Consider the following 15,254-nt stretch of genomic DNA (forward strand, 5'->3'; position numbering starts at 1 on the left):
TCCGGAGCGGGACCGCGCTCGCGTCGGCTCAGAAGTCGACCTTCTCCTCGGCCGCGGCATCCGCGGGCGCGTCGAGCCGCGCCCCGATGCCGAGCTTCTCCTTGATGCGCTTCTCGATCTCGTCGCCGAGGTCGGGGTTGTCGCGCAGGAAGGCGCGGGCGTTCTCCTTGCCCTGACCGAGCTGGTCGCCCTCGTAGGTGTACCAGGCACCCGCCTTGCGGACGAAGCCCTGCTCGACGCCGAGGTCGATGAGGCCACCCTCGCGGGAGATCCCGAGCCCGTAGATGATGTCGAACTCCGCCTGCTTGAACGGCGGGCTGACCTTGTTCTTGACGACCTTGACGCGGGTCCGGTTGCCGATGGGCATCGTCCCGTCCTTCAGCGTCTCGATGCGACGGACGTCCAGGCGCACGGAGGAGTAGAACTTCAGCGCCTTGCCGCCCGTGGTGGTCTCGGGCGAGCCGAACATGACGCCGATCTTCTCGCGCAGCTGGTTGATGAAGATCGCGGTGGTGCCGGAGTTGCTCAGGGCGCCGGTGATCTTCCGCAGCGCCTGCGACATGAGCCGCGCCTGCAGACCGACGTGGCTGTCGCCCATCTCGCCCTCGATCTCCGCGCGCGGCACGAGCGCGGCGACGGAGTCGATGACGATGATGTCCAGTGCGCCGGAGCGGATCAGCATGTCCGCGATCTCGAGCGCCTGCTCGCCCGTGTCGGGCTGCGAGACGAGCAGCGCGTCGGTGTCGACACCCAGCTTCTTCGCGTAGTCCGGGTCGAGCGCGTGCTCGGCGTCGATGAAGGCGGCGATGCCGCCGGCGCGCTGGGCGCTGGCCACGGCGTGCAGGGCCACGGTCGTCTTGCCGGAGGACTCCGGGCCGTAGATCTCCACGACGCGGCCGCGGGGCAGGCCGCCGATGCCGAGCGCGATGTCCAGCGCGATGGAGCCGGTGGGGATGACTTCGATGGGCGGGCGAACTTCGTCGCCGAGCCTCATGACCGAGCCCTTGCCGAACGCCTTGTCGATGTTCAGCAGAGCGGCGTCGAGGGCCTTCTCGCGGTCCGCAGGAGCGGGCATGTCCTCACCTCAGGTGTTGGGCGGCCGGCTCCCCGCGGACGGGGATGGGCCTGACGTGTCGTCGGTGCGTCCGACCTCAGGAACGCTAGGACCCGCCTCCGACACGGACCCCGCGAGCGGGGCGGCGTGTGGACGACGGGGCCGGACGAGCCCCTGTGGACCCCACGATCGTATCCGTACACCTGTTCGAGGGGGAGCTCCCGCGCCCTGCGTGTCGCGGTGGGTGCCGCGGGCGGCCCCGGCCCGCGGCGCTACGGTGCGGCGGACACCGTCGTCGGCCCCAGGAGCAGACCGTGAGCACCCCCCGCACCCCGCAGCTGCTCGACCCGCGCGCCGCCGCGCTCCTCGACCCCGGCGTCGCGCTCGAGCAGCTGGGCTCGGGCACCACGTGGGCCGAGGGCCCCGCCTGGGTGCCCGCCCTGGACGCCCTGCTCTACAGCGACATCCCCGGCGACCGGATCATGCGGTGGGACGAGGCCGGCGGCCTGCGCGTGCACCAGGACGGCGTCGAGTTCACCAACGGCCGCACGCTCGACCGCGAGGGCCGGGTCGTCGCGTGCTCGCACGGGCGGCGGGCCGTCGAGCGCGTCGAGCACGACGGCAGCACCACCGTGCTCGCGGCGTCGTACGCGGGCAAGCGGTTCAACTCCCCCAACGACGTCGTCGTGGCCTCCGACGGCGCCGTCTGGTTCACCGACCCCGCCTACGGGATCACGGTGGAGGTCGAGGGGCACCCGGGCGTGCGCGAGTACGGCGACAACTGGGTGTTCCGCCTCGACCCGGACACGCGGGAGCTGCGGCCGGTGGTCACCGACGTGGAGGAGCCCAACGGGCTGGCCTTCTCCCCCGACGAGTCGCTGCTCTACGTCGCCGACACCTCCGCGGCCCCCGTGCCCGCCGGGGGCTCGCACCAGCTGATCCGCGTCTACGACGTCCTGACGGGGACCAACGGGGGTCGCGGACCGGGCGTGACGCCGTCGGGACCCGTCGTGAAGAACGGGCGGGTCTTCGTCGAGGTGGACCGCGGGCTCGCGGACGGCTTCCGCGTCGACGTCGAGGGCAACGTCTGGACGTCCAACGGCGACGCCGTGACGGTGTTCGCGCCCGACGGGACGCGGCTGCTCGACCTCGTGGTCGGCGAGGTGGTGGCCAACGTGTGCTTCGGGGGCGCCGACGGCTCGGTGCTGTTCGTCGCGGCCTCGACGAGCCTGTACCGCGTCCCGACGCGCACCCGCGGCGCCGGCCTGTGGTGGCTCGGCGCCTGAGCCGGCCTCAGCCGCGGCGGCGCGCCGCCTTGTCCCGCCCGAGCCGGCGCTCGGGCGGCACGTCCATCGCCTCGCACAGCGCCAGCCACACGACCTTGGGCTCCTCGCCCGCGTCCAGCGCCGCGTCCGGGGTGCGGTCCCCGAGGGCCAGCAGCACGTGGTCGGCGGCGAGGGAGCGCCCGTAGGCGCTGCCGAACTCCTCGTCGAGGAGGGTCCAGAACTCGCTGACACGCATGGGCAGAGCTTGGCACGGTGGCCGCGGCGGCTCGACCGGGCGCACGTGTCGCAGGCGGGTGGTGTGATGACCGCATGACTCCGACGAGCACCTCCGACGCCGTCCCGGAGCCATCCGCGCCCCCCTCGCCGCCGCTCGTCGCGGCCGAGGTGATGAGCCGGTTCTCGGAGGCCACGCGGGCGTGGTTCACGGGGGCCTTCCAGGCCCCGACCACCGCCCAGCTGGGGGCGTGGGACGCCGTCAGCCGGGGGCAGCACGCCCTGGTCGTGGCCCCCACCGGCTCGGGCAAGACGCTGTCGGCCTTCCTGTGGGCTCTGGACCGCCTCGCGGGCGAGGCCGTGCCGGAGGACAGGGACCTGCGCTGCCGCGTCCTGTACATCTCACCGCTCAAGGCGCTGGCCGTCGACGTCGAGCGCAACCTGCGCAGTCCGCTCACGGGCATCCGGCAGGCCGCGCAGCGGCTGGGGCTGCCCGTGCCCGACGTCCGCGTCGGCGTCCGCTCCGGGGACACGCCCGCCGACGAGCGCCGGGGCTTCGCCCGCAACCCGCCCGACGTGCTGATCACGACCCCCGAGTCGCTGTTCCTCCTGCTGACCTCCAAGGCGCGCGAGCGGCTGCGCGGCGTCCGCACGGTCGTGCTCGACGAGGTGCACGCCATGGCCGGCTCCAAGCGTGGCGCGCACCTCGCCATGTCGCTCGAGCGCCTCGACGCGCTCGTGCAGGCCGCCGGGGGTGAGCCGACGCAGCGCGTGGGGCTGTCCGCGACCGTGCGCCCCGTCGAGGCCGTCGCCGCGTGGGTCTCCGGCGGCCGGCCCGTGAGCGTCGTGCAGCCGCGGTCGGAGAAGCAGTTCGACCTGCGCGTCGTCGTCCCGGTCGAGGACATGTCCGACCTCGACTCCTCGGGGCGCGGCCCGGCCAGCACCGACGACCTGACCGGTCAGGCCGCGGGCGACCCGCGCCGCGCCAGCATCTGGCCGCACGTCGAGGAGCGCATCGTCGACCTGGTCGCCGAGCACCGCTCGACCCTGGTCTTCGCCAACTCCCGCCGGCTGTCCGAGCGCCTGACGTCGCGGCTGAACGAGGTCTGGGACGAGCGGCTGCACCCCGAGGAGTCCACGGCCCCCGTCCGCGACCCCGCGCGCCCCGCGCCGCGGGCTCCCGCCGAGCTGATGGGCGGGGCCGACGCCTCCGGCAGCGCGCCGCCCGTCCTGGCGCGGGCGCACCACGGGTCGGTCTCCAAGGAGCAGCGCGCCCTCATCGAGGAGGAGCTCAAGGCGGGCCGGCTGCCCGCCGTGGTGGCCACGTCGAGCCTCGAGCTGGGCATCGACATGGGCGCGGTGGACCTGGTGGTCCAGGTCGAGTCGCCGCCCAGCGTCGCGAGCGGCCTGCAGCGCGTCGGGCGCGCGGGCCACCAGGTCGGCGCCGTCTCCCGCGGCGTGCTGTTCCCCAAGTTCCGCGGGGACCTGCTGCAGACGGCCGTGGTGGTCGAGCGGATGCGCGACGGCCGCATCGAGGAGCTGCGGATCCCCGCCAACCCCCTCGACGTGCTGGCCCAGCAGGTCGTCGCCATGGTCGCGATGGACGAGTGGACGGTGCCGGAGCTGCACGACCTCGCCCGCCGCGCCACGCCCTTCGCGACCCTCAGCCGGGCCGTGCTCGACGCCGTCCTCGACATGCTGTCCGGCCGCTACCCGAGCGACGAGTTCGCCGAGCTGCGGCCGCGGCTGGTGTGGGACCGCGTGACCGACACGCTCACCGGCCGTCCCGGCGCGCAGCGGCTCGCGGTCACCAGCGGCGGCACGATCCCCGACCGCGGCCTGTTCGGCGTGTTCGTCGCGGGCGGCGAGGGTCCGGGCCGCCGGGTCGGCGAGCTCGACGAGGAGATGGTCTACGAGTCACGGGTGGGCGACGTCATCACGCTCGGGTCGTCCGCCTGGCGCGTGGAGGACATCACCCACGACCGCGTCCTCGTGACGCCCGCCCCGGGGCAGCCGGGCCGGCTGCCGTTCTGGCACGGCGACGCGCTGGGCCGGCCCGCCGAGCTCGGGCGTGCGCTCGGCGCCTTCGTCCGCGAGCTCGGCAGCCTCGACGGCGGCTTCCGCGGCGAGCCGGCGCGGGCCCGCGTCCAGGCCGCGGGCCTGGACGAGTGGGCGACGAGCAACCTGCTCGCCTACCTCGTCGAGCAGCAGGAGGCCGTGGGCCACGTCCCGGACGACCGCACGATCCTCGTGGAGCGGTTCCGCGACGAGCTCGGCGACTGGCGGATCTGCATCCACACGCCCTTCGGCGGGCAGGTGCACTCCCCGTGGGCCCTCGCGCTCGGGGCCCGGATGCGCGAGCGGTTCGGGGTCGACGTCCAGGCCATGCCCGCCGACGACGGGATCGTCCTGCGGCTGCCGGACCTCGACCTGCCCGACGGGCAGGCTCCCGACGTCGCCGACCTGGTCGTCCTCGAGCCCTCGGAGGTCGAGGAGCTCGTCACCGCGGAGATCGGCGGTTCGGCGCTGTTCGCGTCCCGCTTCCGGGAGTGCGCCGCGCGGGCGCTGCTGCTGCCGCGCCGCCAGCCGGGCCGCCGGCAGCCGCTGTGGCAGCAGCGCCAGCGCTCGGCGTCCCTGCTGCAGGTGGCCAGCCGCTTCCCGAGCTTCCCGATCGTGCTCGAGGCCGTGCGGGAGTGCCTGGCCGACGTCTTCGACGTCACGGGGCTCAAGCAGCTCATGACCGACCTGGGCGCCCGCAGCGTGCGGATCGTCGAGGTGGAGTCGCAGCAGCCCTCGCCCTTCGCGCGCGGGCTCATGTTCGGCTACGTCGCGCAGTTCCTCTACGAGGGCGACTCCCCGCTGGCCGAGCGCCGCGCGGCCGCCCTGGCACTGGACCCGAGCCTGCTCGCGGAGCTGCTGGGCCGCGGCGAGGGCGCCGCGCTGCGCGACCTGCTGGACCCGGACGCGGTGCAGCGCACCGAGGACGAGCTGCAGCGCCTCGTCCCCGAGCGCCGCAGCCGCGACGCCGAGGACGTGGCCGACCTGCTCCGGGTCCTCGGACCGCTGACGACCGCCGAGGTCGTGGCACGCAGCGGTCGCGACCGCTCCGCCCTCGGCACCGACGACGGTCCGGACCCCGACCGCGCACCCGAGGAGGTGGCGCCGCTGCCGGAGGGCGAGGTCGCGCGCTGGCTGGTCGGGCTGGAGGAGTCGCGCCGGGTGATCCGGGTGCGGATCGCGGGCGCCGAGCACTGGGCCGCCATCGAGGACGCGGGCCGGCTGCGCGACGGTCTCGGCACCCCGCTGCCCGTCGGCATCCCGGAGGCGTTCACGGAGCTGGTCGCGGACCCGCTCGGGGAGCTGTTCGGGCGCTACGCCCGCACCCGCGGGCCCTTCACCGTGGTCGACGCCGCCTCGCGCTTCGGCGTCGGGCGGGCCGTCGCGCACGACGCCCTGCGGCGGCTGCAGTCGGGCGGGCGGCTGGTCGAGGGCGAGCTGCGCCCCGGCGGCACCGGCCTGGAGTTCTGCGACGCCGACGTGCTGCGCATCCTGCGGCGCCGCTCGCTGGCCGCCCTGCGCGCGGACGTGGAGCCGGTGCCCCCGCTGGACCTGGCCCGCTTCCTGCCCGCGTGGCAGGGCATCGGCACCGGCCTGCGCAGCCGGCTGCGGGGCGTGGACGGCGTCCTGCGCGCCGTCGAGCAGCTGGCGGGGGCGGTCGTGCCCGCGAGCGCCCTCGAGCCGCTCGTCCTGGCCAACCGCGTCGAGGGGTACCAGCCCGCGATGCTCGACGAGCTGATGGCGGCCGGGGAGGTGCTGTGGGCCGGGCACGGGAGCCTGCCCGGCGACGACGGCTGGGTCTCGCTGCACCCCACCGACCTGGCCCCGCTGACCCTGCCCGCTCCCGACGAGGGGCCGGACGGGGCGGAGGGCACCGACACCGAGCTGCACCGCGCGGTGCTGACGGCGCTCGACGGCGGCGGCGCGTACTTCTTCCGCCGGCTGTCCGACGCCGTCGGCTCGACCGACGACCCGGGGCTGACGGCGGCCCTGTGGGACCTGCTGTGGGCCGGGCGGATCACCAACGACACGCTCGCCCCGCTGCGCGCGCGCCTCGGCGCCGGACGGGGTGCGCACAAGGCGAAGAAGGCCGCCCCCCGCGGTCGCTACGCCCGCTACGGCGTCCGCCGGCCGGGCGCGGGCGCGGGGCTGCGGGGCGCGGTCGAGATGCCCTCGCGGTCCGGACCGCCGTCCGCCGCGGGCCGGTGGTCGCTGCTGCCGAGCGTGGAGGCGGACCAGACGGTCCGGGCCCACGCCACCGCCGAGGTCCTCCTGGACCGGCACGGCGTCCTCACGCGCGGAGCCGTCATGACCGAGCGGGTACCGGGCGGCTTCGCGGCCGTCTACCGGGTCCTGGCCGCCTTCGAGGAGGCGGGCCGCGCCCGCCGCGGCTACTTCGTCGAGGGCCTGGGGGCCTCGCAGTTCGCCACCGCGGGCGCCGTGGACCGGCTGCGCGACGCCGCGCGGCCCGTCGGCGGCGGCCGGCGGCCCTCTGACCGCCGCGATGGCCGGGAGGACGCGGGCCCCGGTGCGCTCGTCCTCGCCGCCACCGACCCCGCGAGCCCGTACGGTGCCGCGCTCGGCTGGCCCGACCGCGAGCAGGTGGCCGCCGGGGCGACGGGTCACAAGCCCGGGCGCAAGGCCGGGGCGCTCGTCGTGCTCGTCGACGGCGACCTGGTGCTCTACGTCGAGCGGGGTGGGCGGTCGGTGCTGTCCTGGTCGGCCGAGCCGGCCGTGCTGCAGCCCGCCGCCGACGTCCTGGCCCTCGCGGTCCGCGACGGGGTCCTGGGCAAGCTGACGGTGGAGCGCGCCGACGGCGCCGGGGTCCTCGCCGCGGACTCCGCCCTCGGGCACGCGCTGGAGTCGGCCGGGTTCCACGCCACGCCGCGCGGCCTGCGGATCCGCACGTGAGCGTCCCCACCAGCAGGCGGCCCGTGGCGGGGGGCGGGCGTGCCCGAGGGTGACGTCGTCTGGCGCACGGCCCGCCGCCTGGACCTCGCCCTCGGAGGTCGCGAGCTGCTCGCCGCTGACCTGCGGTGGCCCAGCCTCGCGACCGTCGACCTGTCCGGGCGGGTGGTCCTCGAGGTCGTCAGCGTCGGCAAGCACCTGCTGACCCGCCTCACGGGCACGGCCGACGAGCCGCCCGCGACGCTGCACAGCCACCTGCGCATGGAGGGCTCCTGGTACGTCGAGCGCACGGGGAGCACGGGCGGGCGACGCTCGGCGAGCGGCATCCGCGCCGTCCTGGAGACCGCCGAGTGGACCGCCGTCGGGCACAAGCTCGGCATGCTCGACCTCGTCGCCACCGCCCACGAGGACGAGCTGGTCGGGCACCTGGGTCCCGACCTCCTCGGCCCGGGGTGGGACCCGCAGGAGGCGCAGCGCCGCCTGCTGGCCGACCCCGGCCGCGCCGTGGGCGAGGCCCTGCTGGACCAGCGGGTGCTCGCCGGCGTCGGCACGTTCTACCTGGCGGAGGCGTGCTTCCTGGCCCGGCTCACGCCCTGGACGCCGGTGCGCGACGTCCCGTCCCCGGCGAAGCTGATCGAGCTGGTGCACCGGCTCCTGGACGTCAACAAGGAGCGGGTGGACCAGGTCACCACGGGCGACCTGCGGCGCGGGCGGCAGAACTTCGCCCACGCCCGCTCGGGTCTGCCGTGCCTGCGCTGCGGCGGGACGGTCCGGGTGGCTCCGCTGGGGGCTCCGCCGCAGGACCGGACGGCCTTCTACTGCCCCGGCTGCCAGGCCGGGCCGACCCCCACGGACGACGGGCGGCCGCAGCAGCCCCTCGGGCACGGCCGACGGCGCGGGGTGGCCGCCCCCGCCTACCGCACCCGGCGCTGACCGACCGCCCGGGACGGCCGGCCCCCGGGCTCACCCGGCGGGACGGAGCCGGGTCAGGCGGCGGGGACGAGGCGGCGGCGCAGGATCAGCTCGAGCTCGTCGGGCAGGCCGTCGAGCTCGACGGAGAACTCGCGGTGCTCCTCGGCGGACAGGCCGGCGACGGCCGAGTCCACGGCCGCGGCCGCGTCCCCCGAGGTCTCACCGGCTGCGGGCGCCTCGGTCTCGTCGAGCTCGGTCTGCGGGAGCGGCACCAGGGCGGGCACGGGGACCGCGGCCGGCGGGGCGATGAGGCCCTCGGCGGCGTAGGGGCGGCGCACGCCCTCCTCGTGGGCGATGCGGCGCGTCACCTCACCCATGACCCGCGACAGGGGGACCTCGAGGGCGGAGCAGATGGAGGCCAGCAGCTCGCTCGAGGCCTCCTTCTGCCCGCGTTCGACCTCGCTCAGGTAGCCGAGGGACACGCGGGCGGTCGAGGAGACCTCGCGCAGCGTGCGCTGCTGACCGCGGCGCTCGTCGCGCAGCACGTCACCGATGGTCCGGCGGAGCACGACCATGCGACGGCCTCCCTCGGCTGGTCGAGAGGGCAGGCCGCGGAGTGCCGTGGGGGACGCCGGCGCTCCTCGGTGGCTGCCTGTAGTGGAGTCACCACCGTACCCCGCGGGGTGCGGAGCGGGCCTGGTGGGAGAGGAGTTGCGCACGTCGAACTCAACTCTCGGGAGGCACCTGGTGTTCCGCGTCGTGTTCCTCGTCGTGTCCCCCGTCGGGGCGGGCGGCGAGCGCGGTCAGCAGCTCGGCGAGGGCCCGGTCGACCGACGACGCGCGGACCTGGGCCCGGTCCCCCGCGAGGGCCAGGCGGCGGTGCCGTGCGCCGCCGGGCAGCCAGTCCGCCGCCACGCCGACGTACACGGTCCCCGCGGGGTGCCCGTCGGCCGGGTCCGGGCCGGCGACGCCCGTCGTGGCCACCGCCAGGTCGGCCCCCAGGACGCGGCGCGCGCCGCGGGCCATCTGCTCCGCGACCTCGCCGTCCACGGGTCCGGTCGCGGCCAGGCGCCCGGCGTCGACGCCCAGCACGCTCGCCTTCAGCTCGGTCGCGTAGGCGACGACCGCTCCGCGCACGACGGCCGACGCGCCGGGGACGTCGACCAGCGCCGCGCACACGAGGCCGCCCGTGAGCGACTCGGCCGTGGCGACGAGGACGCCGCCCGCCCGCAGGGCCGCCACCACCTCCTGCGGAGCTACCACCCGCCCGGCGACCCCCTGCCCGGCGACCCCCTGCCCAGCGACCCCCTGCCCAGTGACCACCGGCCCGGCGCCCACGTCAGGTCCGGCCGCGCGCCAGGCGCCAGGCGATGACGAGGTACTCGCGCGCCGTCACGAGCGTCAGCACGACGGCCGCCGCCATGACGACCTGCGCCACGACGTGCAGCGCTCCGCCGAGCGGCAGGACGTAGAGGCCCAGCGCCACGGACTGGACCACGGTCTTCACCTTGCCGCCGCGCCCGGCCGGGATGACGCCGCGGCGCAGCACCACGAACCGCGCCACGGTGACCAGCACCTCGCGCGCGAGGATCAGCCCCGTCGCCCACCACGTCAGGTCGCCCTGCAGCGACAGCACGACGAGGCCCGCGCCGATGAGGGCCTTGTCGGCGATGGGGTCGGCGATCTTGCCGAAGTCGGTGACGCGGTCCCAGCGCCGGGCGAGCTGACCGTCGTAGCGGTCGGTGATGATGGCGGCGAGGAAGGTCGCGAACGCGGCCAGCCGCCACCCCGTCGACGTGCCGCCGTCGTGGGCGAGGAACCAGACGAAGAGCGGGACCGCGACGATCCGCAGGAGCGTCAGCGCGTTCGGCAGGTGGAGCCGGTGCGCCGTGCGCCACTCGAACCCGGTCCCGGTCTTCACGCGGGCACCGCCTCGCGGGCTCCCAGCGGTGCGGCGAGCAGGTCGGCGCCCGCGGCACCCGTGACGCGCGCCCGCACGAGGTCGCCCACGGCGACGGACGTGCCGGGGGGCAGCTCCAGCTCGGTCTCCCCGTCGACGTCGGGGCCCTGGTGGGCGGCGCGCCCCGTGACGTGCGGATCACCGTCGGCGTCCACGACGGCCTCGACCAGGACCTCGACGACCTCGCCGATGCGGTCCTCGGCGCGCTGCGCGACGAGCTCCTCCACGAGGCGGGAGACCCGGTCGGCGCGGGCGGCGACGACGTCGTCGGGCAGGTGACCGTCGAGGTGCTCGGCCTCGGTGCCGTCCTCGTCGGAGTAGGGGAAGACGCCCGTGACGTCGAGGCGGGCCCGCTCCAGGAAGGAGCACAGCTCGTCCACGTCGGCCTCGGTCTCGCCCGGGAAGCCGACGATGACGTTGGAGCGCACCCCGGCGAGCGGGGCCCGCTGCCGCACCTGCTCCAGCAGCGCGAGGAACGGCTCGGTGCCACCGAAGCGGCGCATGCGGCGCAGCACGGTCGGCGAGGAGTGCTGGAAGGACAGGTCGAAGTACGGCACCACGCCGGGCGTCTGCGTCAGCGCGTCGAGCAGACCGGGGCGGACCTCGGCCGGCTGCAGGTAGGAGACGCGGACCCGCTCGATGCCGTCGACGGCCGCGACCTGCGGCAGCAGGGCCTCCAGCGCCCGCAGGTCGCCCAGGTCCTTGCCGTAGGAGGTGGTGTTCTCGCTGACGAGGAAGACCTCCTTGACGCCCTGCTCGGCGAGCCAGCGGACCTCGGTGAGGACCTCGTCGCCCGGGCGCGACACGAACGAGCCGCGGAAGGCGGGGATGGCGCAGAAGGTGCAGCGGCGGTCGCAGCCCGCCGCGATCTTCACGGGCGCCCACGGCCCGCTGCCCAGGCGCCGGCGCACCACGCGCGGCCCGCTCGCCGGCGCCAGGCCCTCGGGCAGCTCGGTCAGCGTCACGGGCGTCCGCGCGGCCTGGCGGGCGGCCGGCGCGAGGGGCAGCAGGCTCCGGCGGTCGCGCGGCACGTGGGAGGCCGGCTTCTCGCCGTGCAGGATCGCGTCGAGGTGCGAGGACAGGTCCGCGTAGGAGTCGAAGCCGAGCACGGCGTCGGCCTCCGGGAGCGACTCGGCCAGCTGGTTGCCGTAGCGCTCGGCCATGCAGCCCACCGCGACGACGGCCCGCGTGCGGCCCGCCTCCTTGAGGTCGGCCGCGGCCAGGACGGTGTCGATCGAGTCCTTCTTGGCCTGCTCCACGAAGCCGCAGGTGTTCACGACCGCGACGTCGGCGCCGTCCGCGTCGTCGACGAGGGTCCAGCCGGCGTCGGCGAGACGACCGGCGAGCTCCTCGGAGTCCACGTCGTTGCGGGCGCAGCCGAGGGTGATGAGGGCGACGGAACGGTCAGGCACGTCGGTCAGGGTACGGGCCCCGGAGGGTCGGGTGCCGTCCTCAGGCGCCGCGCACCCGCGACGGGGCGGGCGAGGGCACGCGGTGGATCTCCGCGACCTCGGGCGGGCCGGGGCTGGTGTGCGCCTCGCCGCCGTCCAGCGTGGCCGTCCGCTCCGTCACCGCGTCGTGGGCGGGGTCCTCCAGCAGGGCGCGCATGGGCCGGGTCGGGCGGAACCAGCCGCCGTCGGGCGGCAGGGCCGTGAGGCGCGTGCGCCCGAGGGAGACCTGGAAGGCGCCGGGGACGTCCTCCAGGTCGATGAACTCGATGAGCGGCGACTCCTGGGCGTACCCGGCGACCTCGGCGAAGGACAGCACGACGCAGCGGACCCCGGCGCGGTGCAGCTCCTCCAGCGGGCCGAGGAAGTTGCGGCCGTCCCCGCTGGCGACCACGACGCGGCGCAGGCGGTGGGAGGCCTGGCGCTCGGCGATGTGCCGCAGCATCGCGTCGTCGACGTCGTCCTCGGGATGCACCTTGGGCCGGGCGAAGACGGAGTAGCCGAAGCTGCGCAGCGCCTCGATCCAGCCGCGCAGCGACACCGCGCTCGTCGGGTGCACGTTGGTGAAGACGCACCCCTCGACCTCGTGGTCGGCGGCCTCGGAGAGGAACCACCGCGCGATGGCGTCGAAGCGGGGGCGGTCGGACGAGGCGGGCCGCGATCCGAGGATCGCGGACAGCGTCATGTCGATGTTGGGCGCGTCCCACACGAGCAGGTCGAGGTCACGCCGGGACGGCTCGTGGGGGCGGGGCACATCCATGCCACCAAGTTACACGGAGAGTCACCGCATGGCGACGGCTTGGTGGCTCTCCGTGACGTGTCGCGGATCAGTCGCGGTCGGTCAGGTCCCAGGCGTCCTCGGAGGAGTCGTCCGCGTCGACCTCCTCGAGCCCGGCCGCCCGCGAGCGCTGCGCGTCGCGGACCAGGTCCACGGGTTCGTCCCCCGGTGCGCCGGCGGGCACGTCATCGCCGCGCATGAGCGCGAGCGTCGCCGGCAGGTCTTCCGCGCGCACCAGCACGTCGCGCGCCTTGGACCCCTCGCTGGGGCCCACGACGCCGCGGGACTCGAGCAGGTCCATGAGCCGCCCGGCCTTGGCGAAGCCGACGCGCAGCTTGCGCTGCAGCATCGACGTCGAGCCGAACTGCGTCGTGACGACCAGCTCGGTGGCCTGCAGCAGCACGTCGAGGTCGTCGCCGATCTCCTCGTCGACCTGCTTCTTCTGCGCGGGCGCGACGACGTCCTCGCGGTAGGCCGGCTGCAGCTGCGACTTCACGTGCGAGACGACGGCCTCGATCTCGCTCTCGGTGACCCACGCCCCCTGCACGCGCATCGGCTTGCTGACGCCCATGGGCAGGAACAGCGCGTCGCCCTGCCCGACGAGCTTCTCGGCCCCCGGCTGGTCCAGGACGACGCGGGAGTCGGCCAGCGAGGACGTCGCGAAGGCCAGCCGGCTCGGCACGTTGGCCTTGATGAGCCCGGTGACGACGTCGACGCTCGGGCGCTGCGTGGCCAGCACGAGGTGGATGCCGGCGGCGCGCGCGAGCTGGGTGATGCGCTGGATGGAGGCCTCGACGTCGCGCGGGGCGACCATCATGAGGTCCGCCAGCTCGTCGACGATGACCAGCAGGTAGGGGTAGGGCTGCAGGACGCGCTGGCTGCCCGGGGGCGGCGTGACCTTGCCGGCCTTGACCGCGCGGTTGAAGTCGTCGAGGTGCTTGAACCCGTAGGCCGCGAGGTCGTCGTAGCGCACGTCCATCTCGCGCACGACCCACTCCAGGGCCTCGGCCGCCTTCTTCGGGCTGGTGATGATCGGCGTGATGAGGTGCGGGATGCCCTCGTAGATCGTCAGCTCGACGCGCTTGGGGTCCACCAGGACCATGCGGACCTCGTCGGGCGTCGCGCGCATGAGGATCGAGGTGATCATCGAGTTGACGAAGCTCGACTTGCCGGCGCCCGTGGCGCCCGCGACGAGCAGGTGCGGCATCTTCGCCAGGTTGGCGACGACGTAACCGCCCTCCACGTCCTTGCCGACGCCCATGACCATCGGGTGCTCGGTGCCCCGCGCGACCTTGCTGCGCAGGACGTCGCCCAGCGACACCGTCTCGCGGTCGGTGTTGGGGATCTCGATGCCGATCGCGGACTTGCCGGGGATCGGCGACAGGATCCGGACGTCGGCGCTCGCGACGGCGTAGGCGATGTTCTTCGACAGCGCCGTGACCCGCTCGACCTTCGTGCCGAGCCCCAGCTCGACCTCGTAGCGCGTCACGGTCGGGCCGCGCGAGAAGCCCGTCACCTTCGCGTCGATGTCGAACTGCGTCAGGACGCCCGAGAGCGCCTCGACCACGCGGTCGTTGGCGGCGCTGCGCGCCTTGGGCGGGGTCCCCGGGTTGAGGGCCGCGTCGTCGGGCAGCGAGTAGGTGACGTCGCCCGCGAGCGCGAGCTGCTCGATGCGCGGCGGCATCGGCGTGTGCGGCGGCGCCTGGAGGTCCCTGGGCCGGCTCGCCGGCACGGAGGCGCCGTCGACGACCGGGGCCTCGTCGGCCGGGCGCGGGTCCTCGTCCGGCACCTCGGCGGAGGCACCGACGGAGGCGTCGGCGGGGGCGTCGGCGGGGACGGGGCGCCTCTCCCCCGGCCGCGGCCGGCGCGCGTCGGCGGGCGCGGTGACCGCCGCCTGCACGAACGCCTCGTCGCCCGGGCGCGGGTCCTCCTCCGGCGCGGCTCCGCGCCGCCGGCGCCGCGGGGTGGGCTCGTCCCGCTCGCCCGGGCCCTGGGCGGCGTCGTGGTCGCGCGGGTGGTGGGTCAGCCGCTCGTAGCCCTCCCGCAGGCGGGAGGGGATCGCGTGCACGGGCGTGGCGGTGAGCACCAGCAGCCCGAAGAAGCCGAGCAGGACCAGCAGCGGCACGCTCACCCACGTCGTCAGGGCGCTCGACAGCGGCACCGAGGCGAGGAAGCCGATCATCCCGCCCGCGTCCGTGACGGCCTCGGGACCCGCCGAGCCCGTCGGCGAGGGCGCCCCCGCGGCGAGGTGGACGAGGCCCGAGGCCGACAGCACCAGCGCGGTCGTCCCGACGACGGCGCGCGTCGTCGTGCGCGTGTGGTCGGGGTGGCGCAGCAGGTGCACGGCGAGGGCGAGCAGCACGACGGGCAGCGCGAGCGCCACCTCGCCGAACGTGCCGGCCACCACGGCGTGGATCACGTCGCCCGCGCGGCCGGACAGGCCCCACCACTCGCGCGCCGCGACCACGATCGCGAGGGCCAGCAGGGCGAAGCCGACGCCGTCGCGGCGCAGCTCCGGGTCGAGGTCGCGCGCGCCCGTGCCGAGGCGCCGGGCCCCGCCCCCCACGACGTGCGCGAGGCCCATCCAGACGGAGGAGACCGCGCGCACGGGCCACGGGGGCGCGGTGCGGACGGGGGC

General features: G+C 75.6%; 10 protein-coding genes and 1 pseudogene. 3 read left to right on the forward strand and 8 right to left on the reverse strand.

What is annotated here, in order from left to right; genetic code table 11:
• Positions 1-28: 28 nt before the first annotated feature.
• Complete coding sequence (gene recA, locus GTR02_RS04900; RefSeq protein ID WP_166606353.1) at positions 29-1,075, reverse strand: recombinase RecA; 1,047 nt, start codon at positions 1,073-1,075, stop codon at positions 29-31.
• Between the two features lie 293 nt (positions 1,076-1,368).
• Here recA and GTR02_RS04905 point away from each other — a divergent pair, with 293 nt between their 5' ends.
• Positions 1,369-2,340 carry an SMP-30/gluconolactonase/LRE family protein gene (locus tag GTR02_RS04905; RefSeq protein ID WP_166606354.1) on the forward strand — a complete coding sequence of 324 codons (972 nt, stop codon included), beginning with the start codon at positions 1,369-1,371 and terminating at the stop codon, positions 2,338-2,340.
• A 7-nt stretch (positions 2,341-2,347) separates the two neighbouring features.
• On the opposite strand, the gene GTR02_RS04910 is transcribed toward GTR02_RS04905, so the two are convergent.
• The gene (locus GTR02_RS04910; protein ID WP_166606355.1) at positions 2,348-2,575 is read right to left on the reverse strand and encodes a DUF3046 domain-containing protein; all 228 of its coding nucleotides are present in this window, start codon (positions 2,573-2,575) and stop codon (positions 2,348-2,350) included.
• Between the two features lie 152 nt (positions 2,576-2,727).
• Here GTR02_RS04910 and GTR02_RS04915 point away from each other — a divergent pair, with 152 nt between their 5' ends.
• Both GTR02_RS04915 and GTR02_RS04920 read left to right on the forward strand, forming a co-directional pair.
• On the forward strand, positions 2,728-7,521 hold the full coding sequence (locus tag GTR02_RS04915; RefSeq protein ID WP_420814694.1) for an ATP-dependent helicase: 4,794 nt from the start codon (positions 2,728-2,730) through the stop codon (positions 7,519-7,521).
• 39 nt (positions 7,522-7,560) lie between these two features.
• A complete protein-coding gene (locus GTR02_RS04920) occupies positions 7,561-8,451 on the forward strand; it encodes a DNA-formamidopyrimidine glycosylase family protein (protein WP_166606357.1) in 891 nt (296 codons plus the stop codon).
• Between the two features lie 305 nt (positions 8,452-8,756).
• On the opposite strand, the pseudogene GTR02_RS24180 reads toward GTR02_RS04920, so the two are convergent.
• The 6 genes and pseudogenes from GTR02_RS24180 to GTR02_RS04950 form a co-directional block, all read right to left on the reverse strand.
• Positions 8,757-9,005 (reverse strand): annotated as a pseudogene (locus GTR02_RS24180) (helix-turn-helix domain-containing protein); the annotation flags it as partial.
• Positions 9,006-9,156: 151 nt separating this feature from the next.
• A complete protein-coding gene (locus GTR02_RS04930; RefSeq protein WP_166606358.1) occupies positions 9,157-9,693 on the reverse strand; it encodes a nicotinamide-nucleotide amidohydrolase family protein in 537 nt (178 codons plus the stop codon).
• Between the two features lie 76 nt (positions 9,694-9,769).
• Positions 9,770-10,351, reverse strand: coding sequence for a CDP-diacylglycerol--glycerol-3-phosphate 3-phosphatidyltransferase (gene pgsA, locus GTR02_RS04935; RefSeq protein WP_166606359.1), 582 nt, complete (start codon positions 10,349-10,351; stop codon positions 9,770-9,772).
• Positions 10,348-11,802, reverse strand: a complete 1,455-nt coding sequence (rimO, locus tag GTR02_RS04940) for a 30S ribosomal protein S12 methylthiotransferase RimO (RefSeq protein WP_166606360.1) — start codon at positions 11,800-11,802, stop codon at positions 10,348-10,350. Before rimO ends, pgsA begins: the two co-directional genes overlap by 4 nt.
• 40 nt (positions 11,803-11,842) lie before the next feature.
• Entirely contained in the window at positions 11,843-12,598 is a 756-nt protein-coding gene (locus GTR02_RS04945; RefSeq protein WP_240895079.1) for an NYN domain-containing protein, read from the reverse strand.
• A gap of 67 nt (positions 12,599-12,665) precedes the next feature.
• Complete coding sequence (locus GTR02_RS04950; protein ID WP_420814695.1) at positions 12,666-15,224, reverse strand: DNA translocase FtsK; 2,559 nt, start codon at positions 15,222-15,224, stop codon at positions 12,666-12,668.
• Positions 15,225-15,254: the final 30 nt, after the last annotated feature.

The sequence above is a fragment of the Kineococcus siccus genome (assembly GCF_009906795.1).
In the GTDB taxonomy this organism is placed as follows: Bacteria; Actinomycetota; Actinomycetes; order Actinomycetales; family Kineococcaceae; genus Kineococcus; species Kineococcus siccus.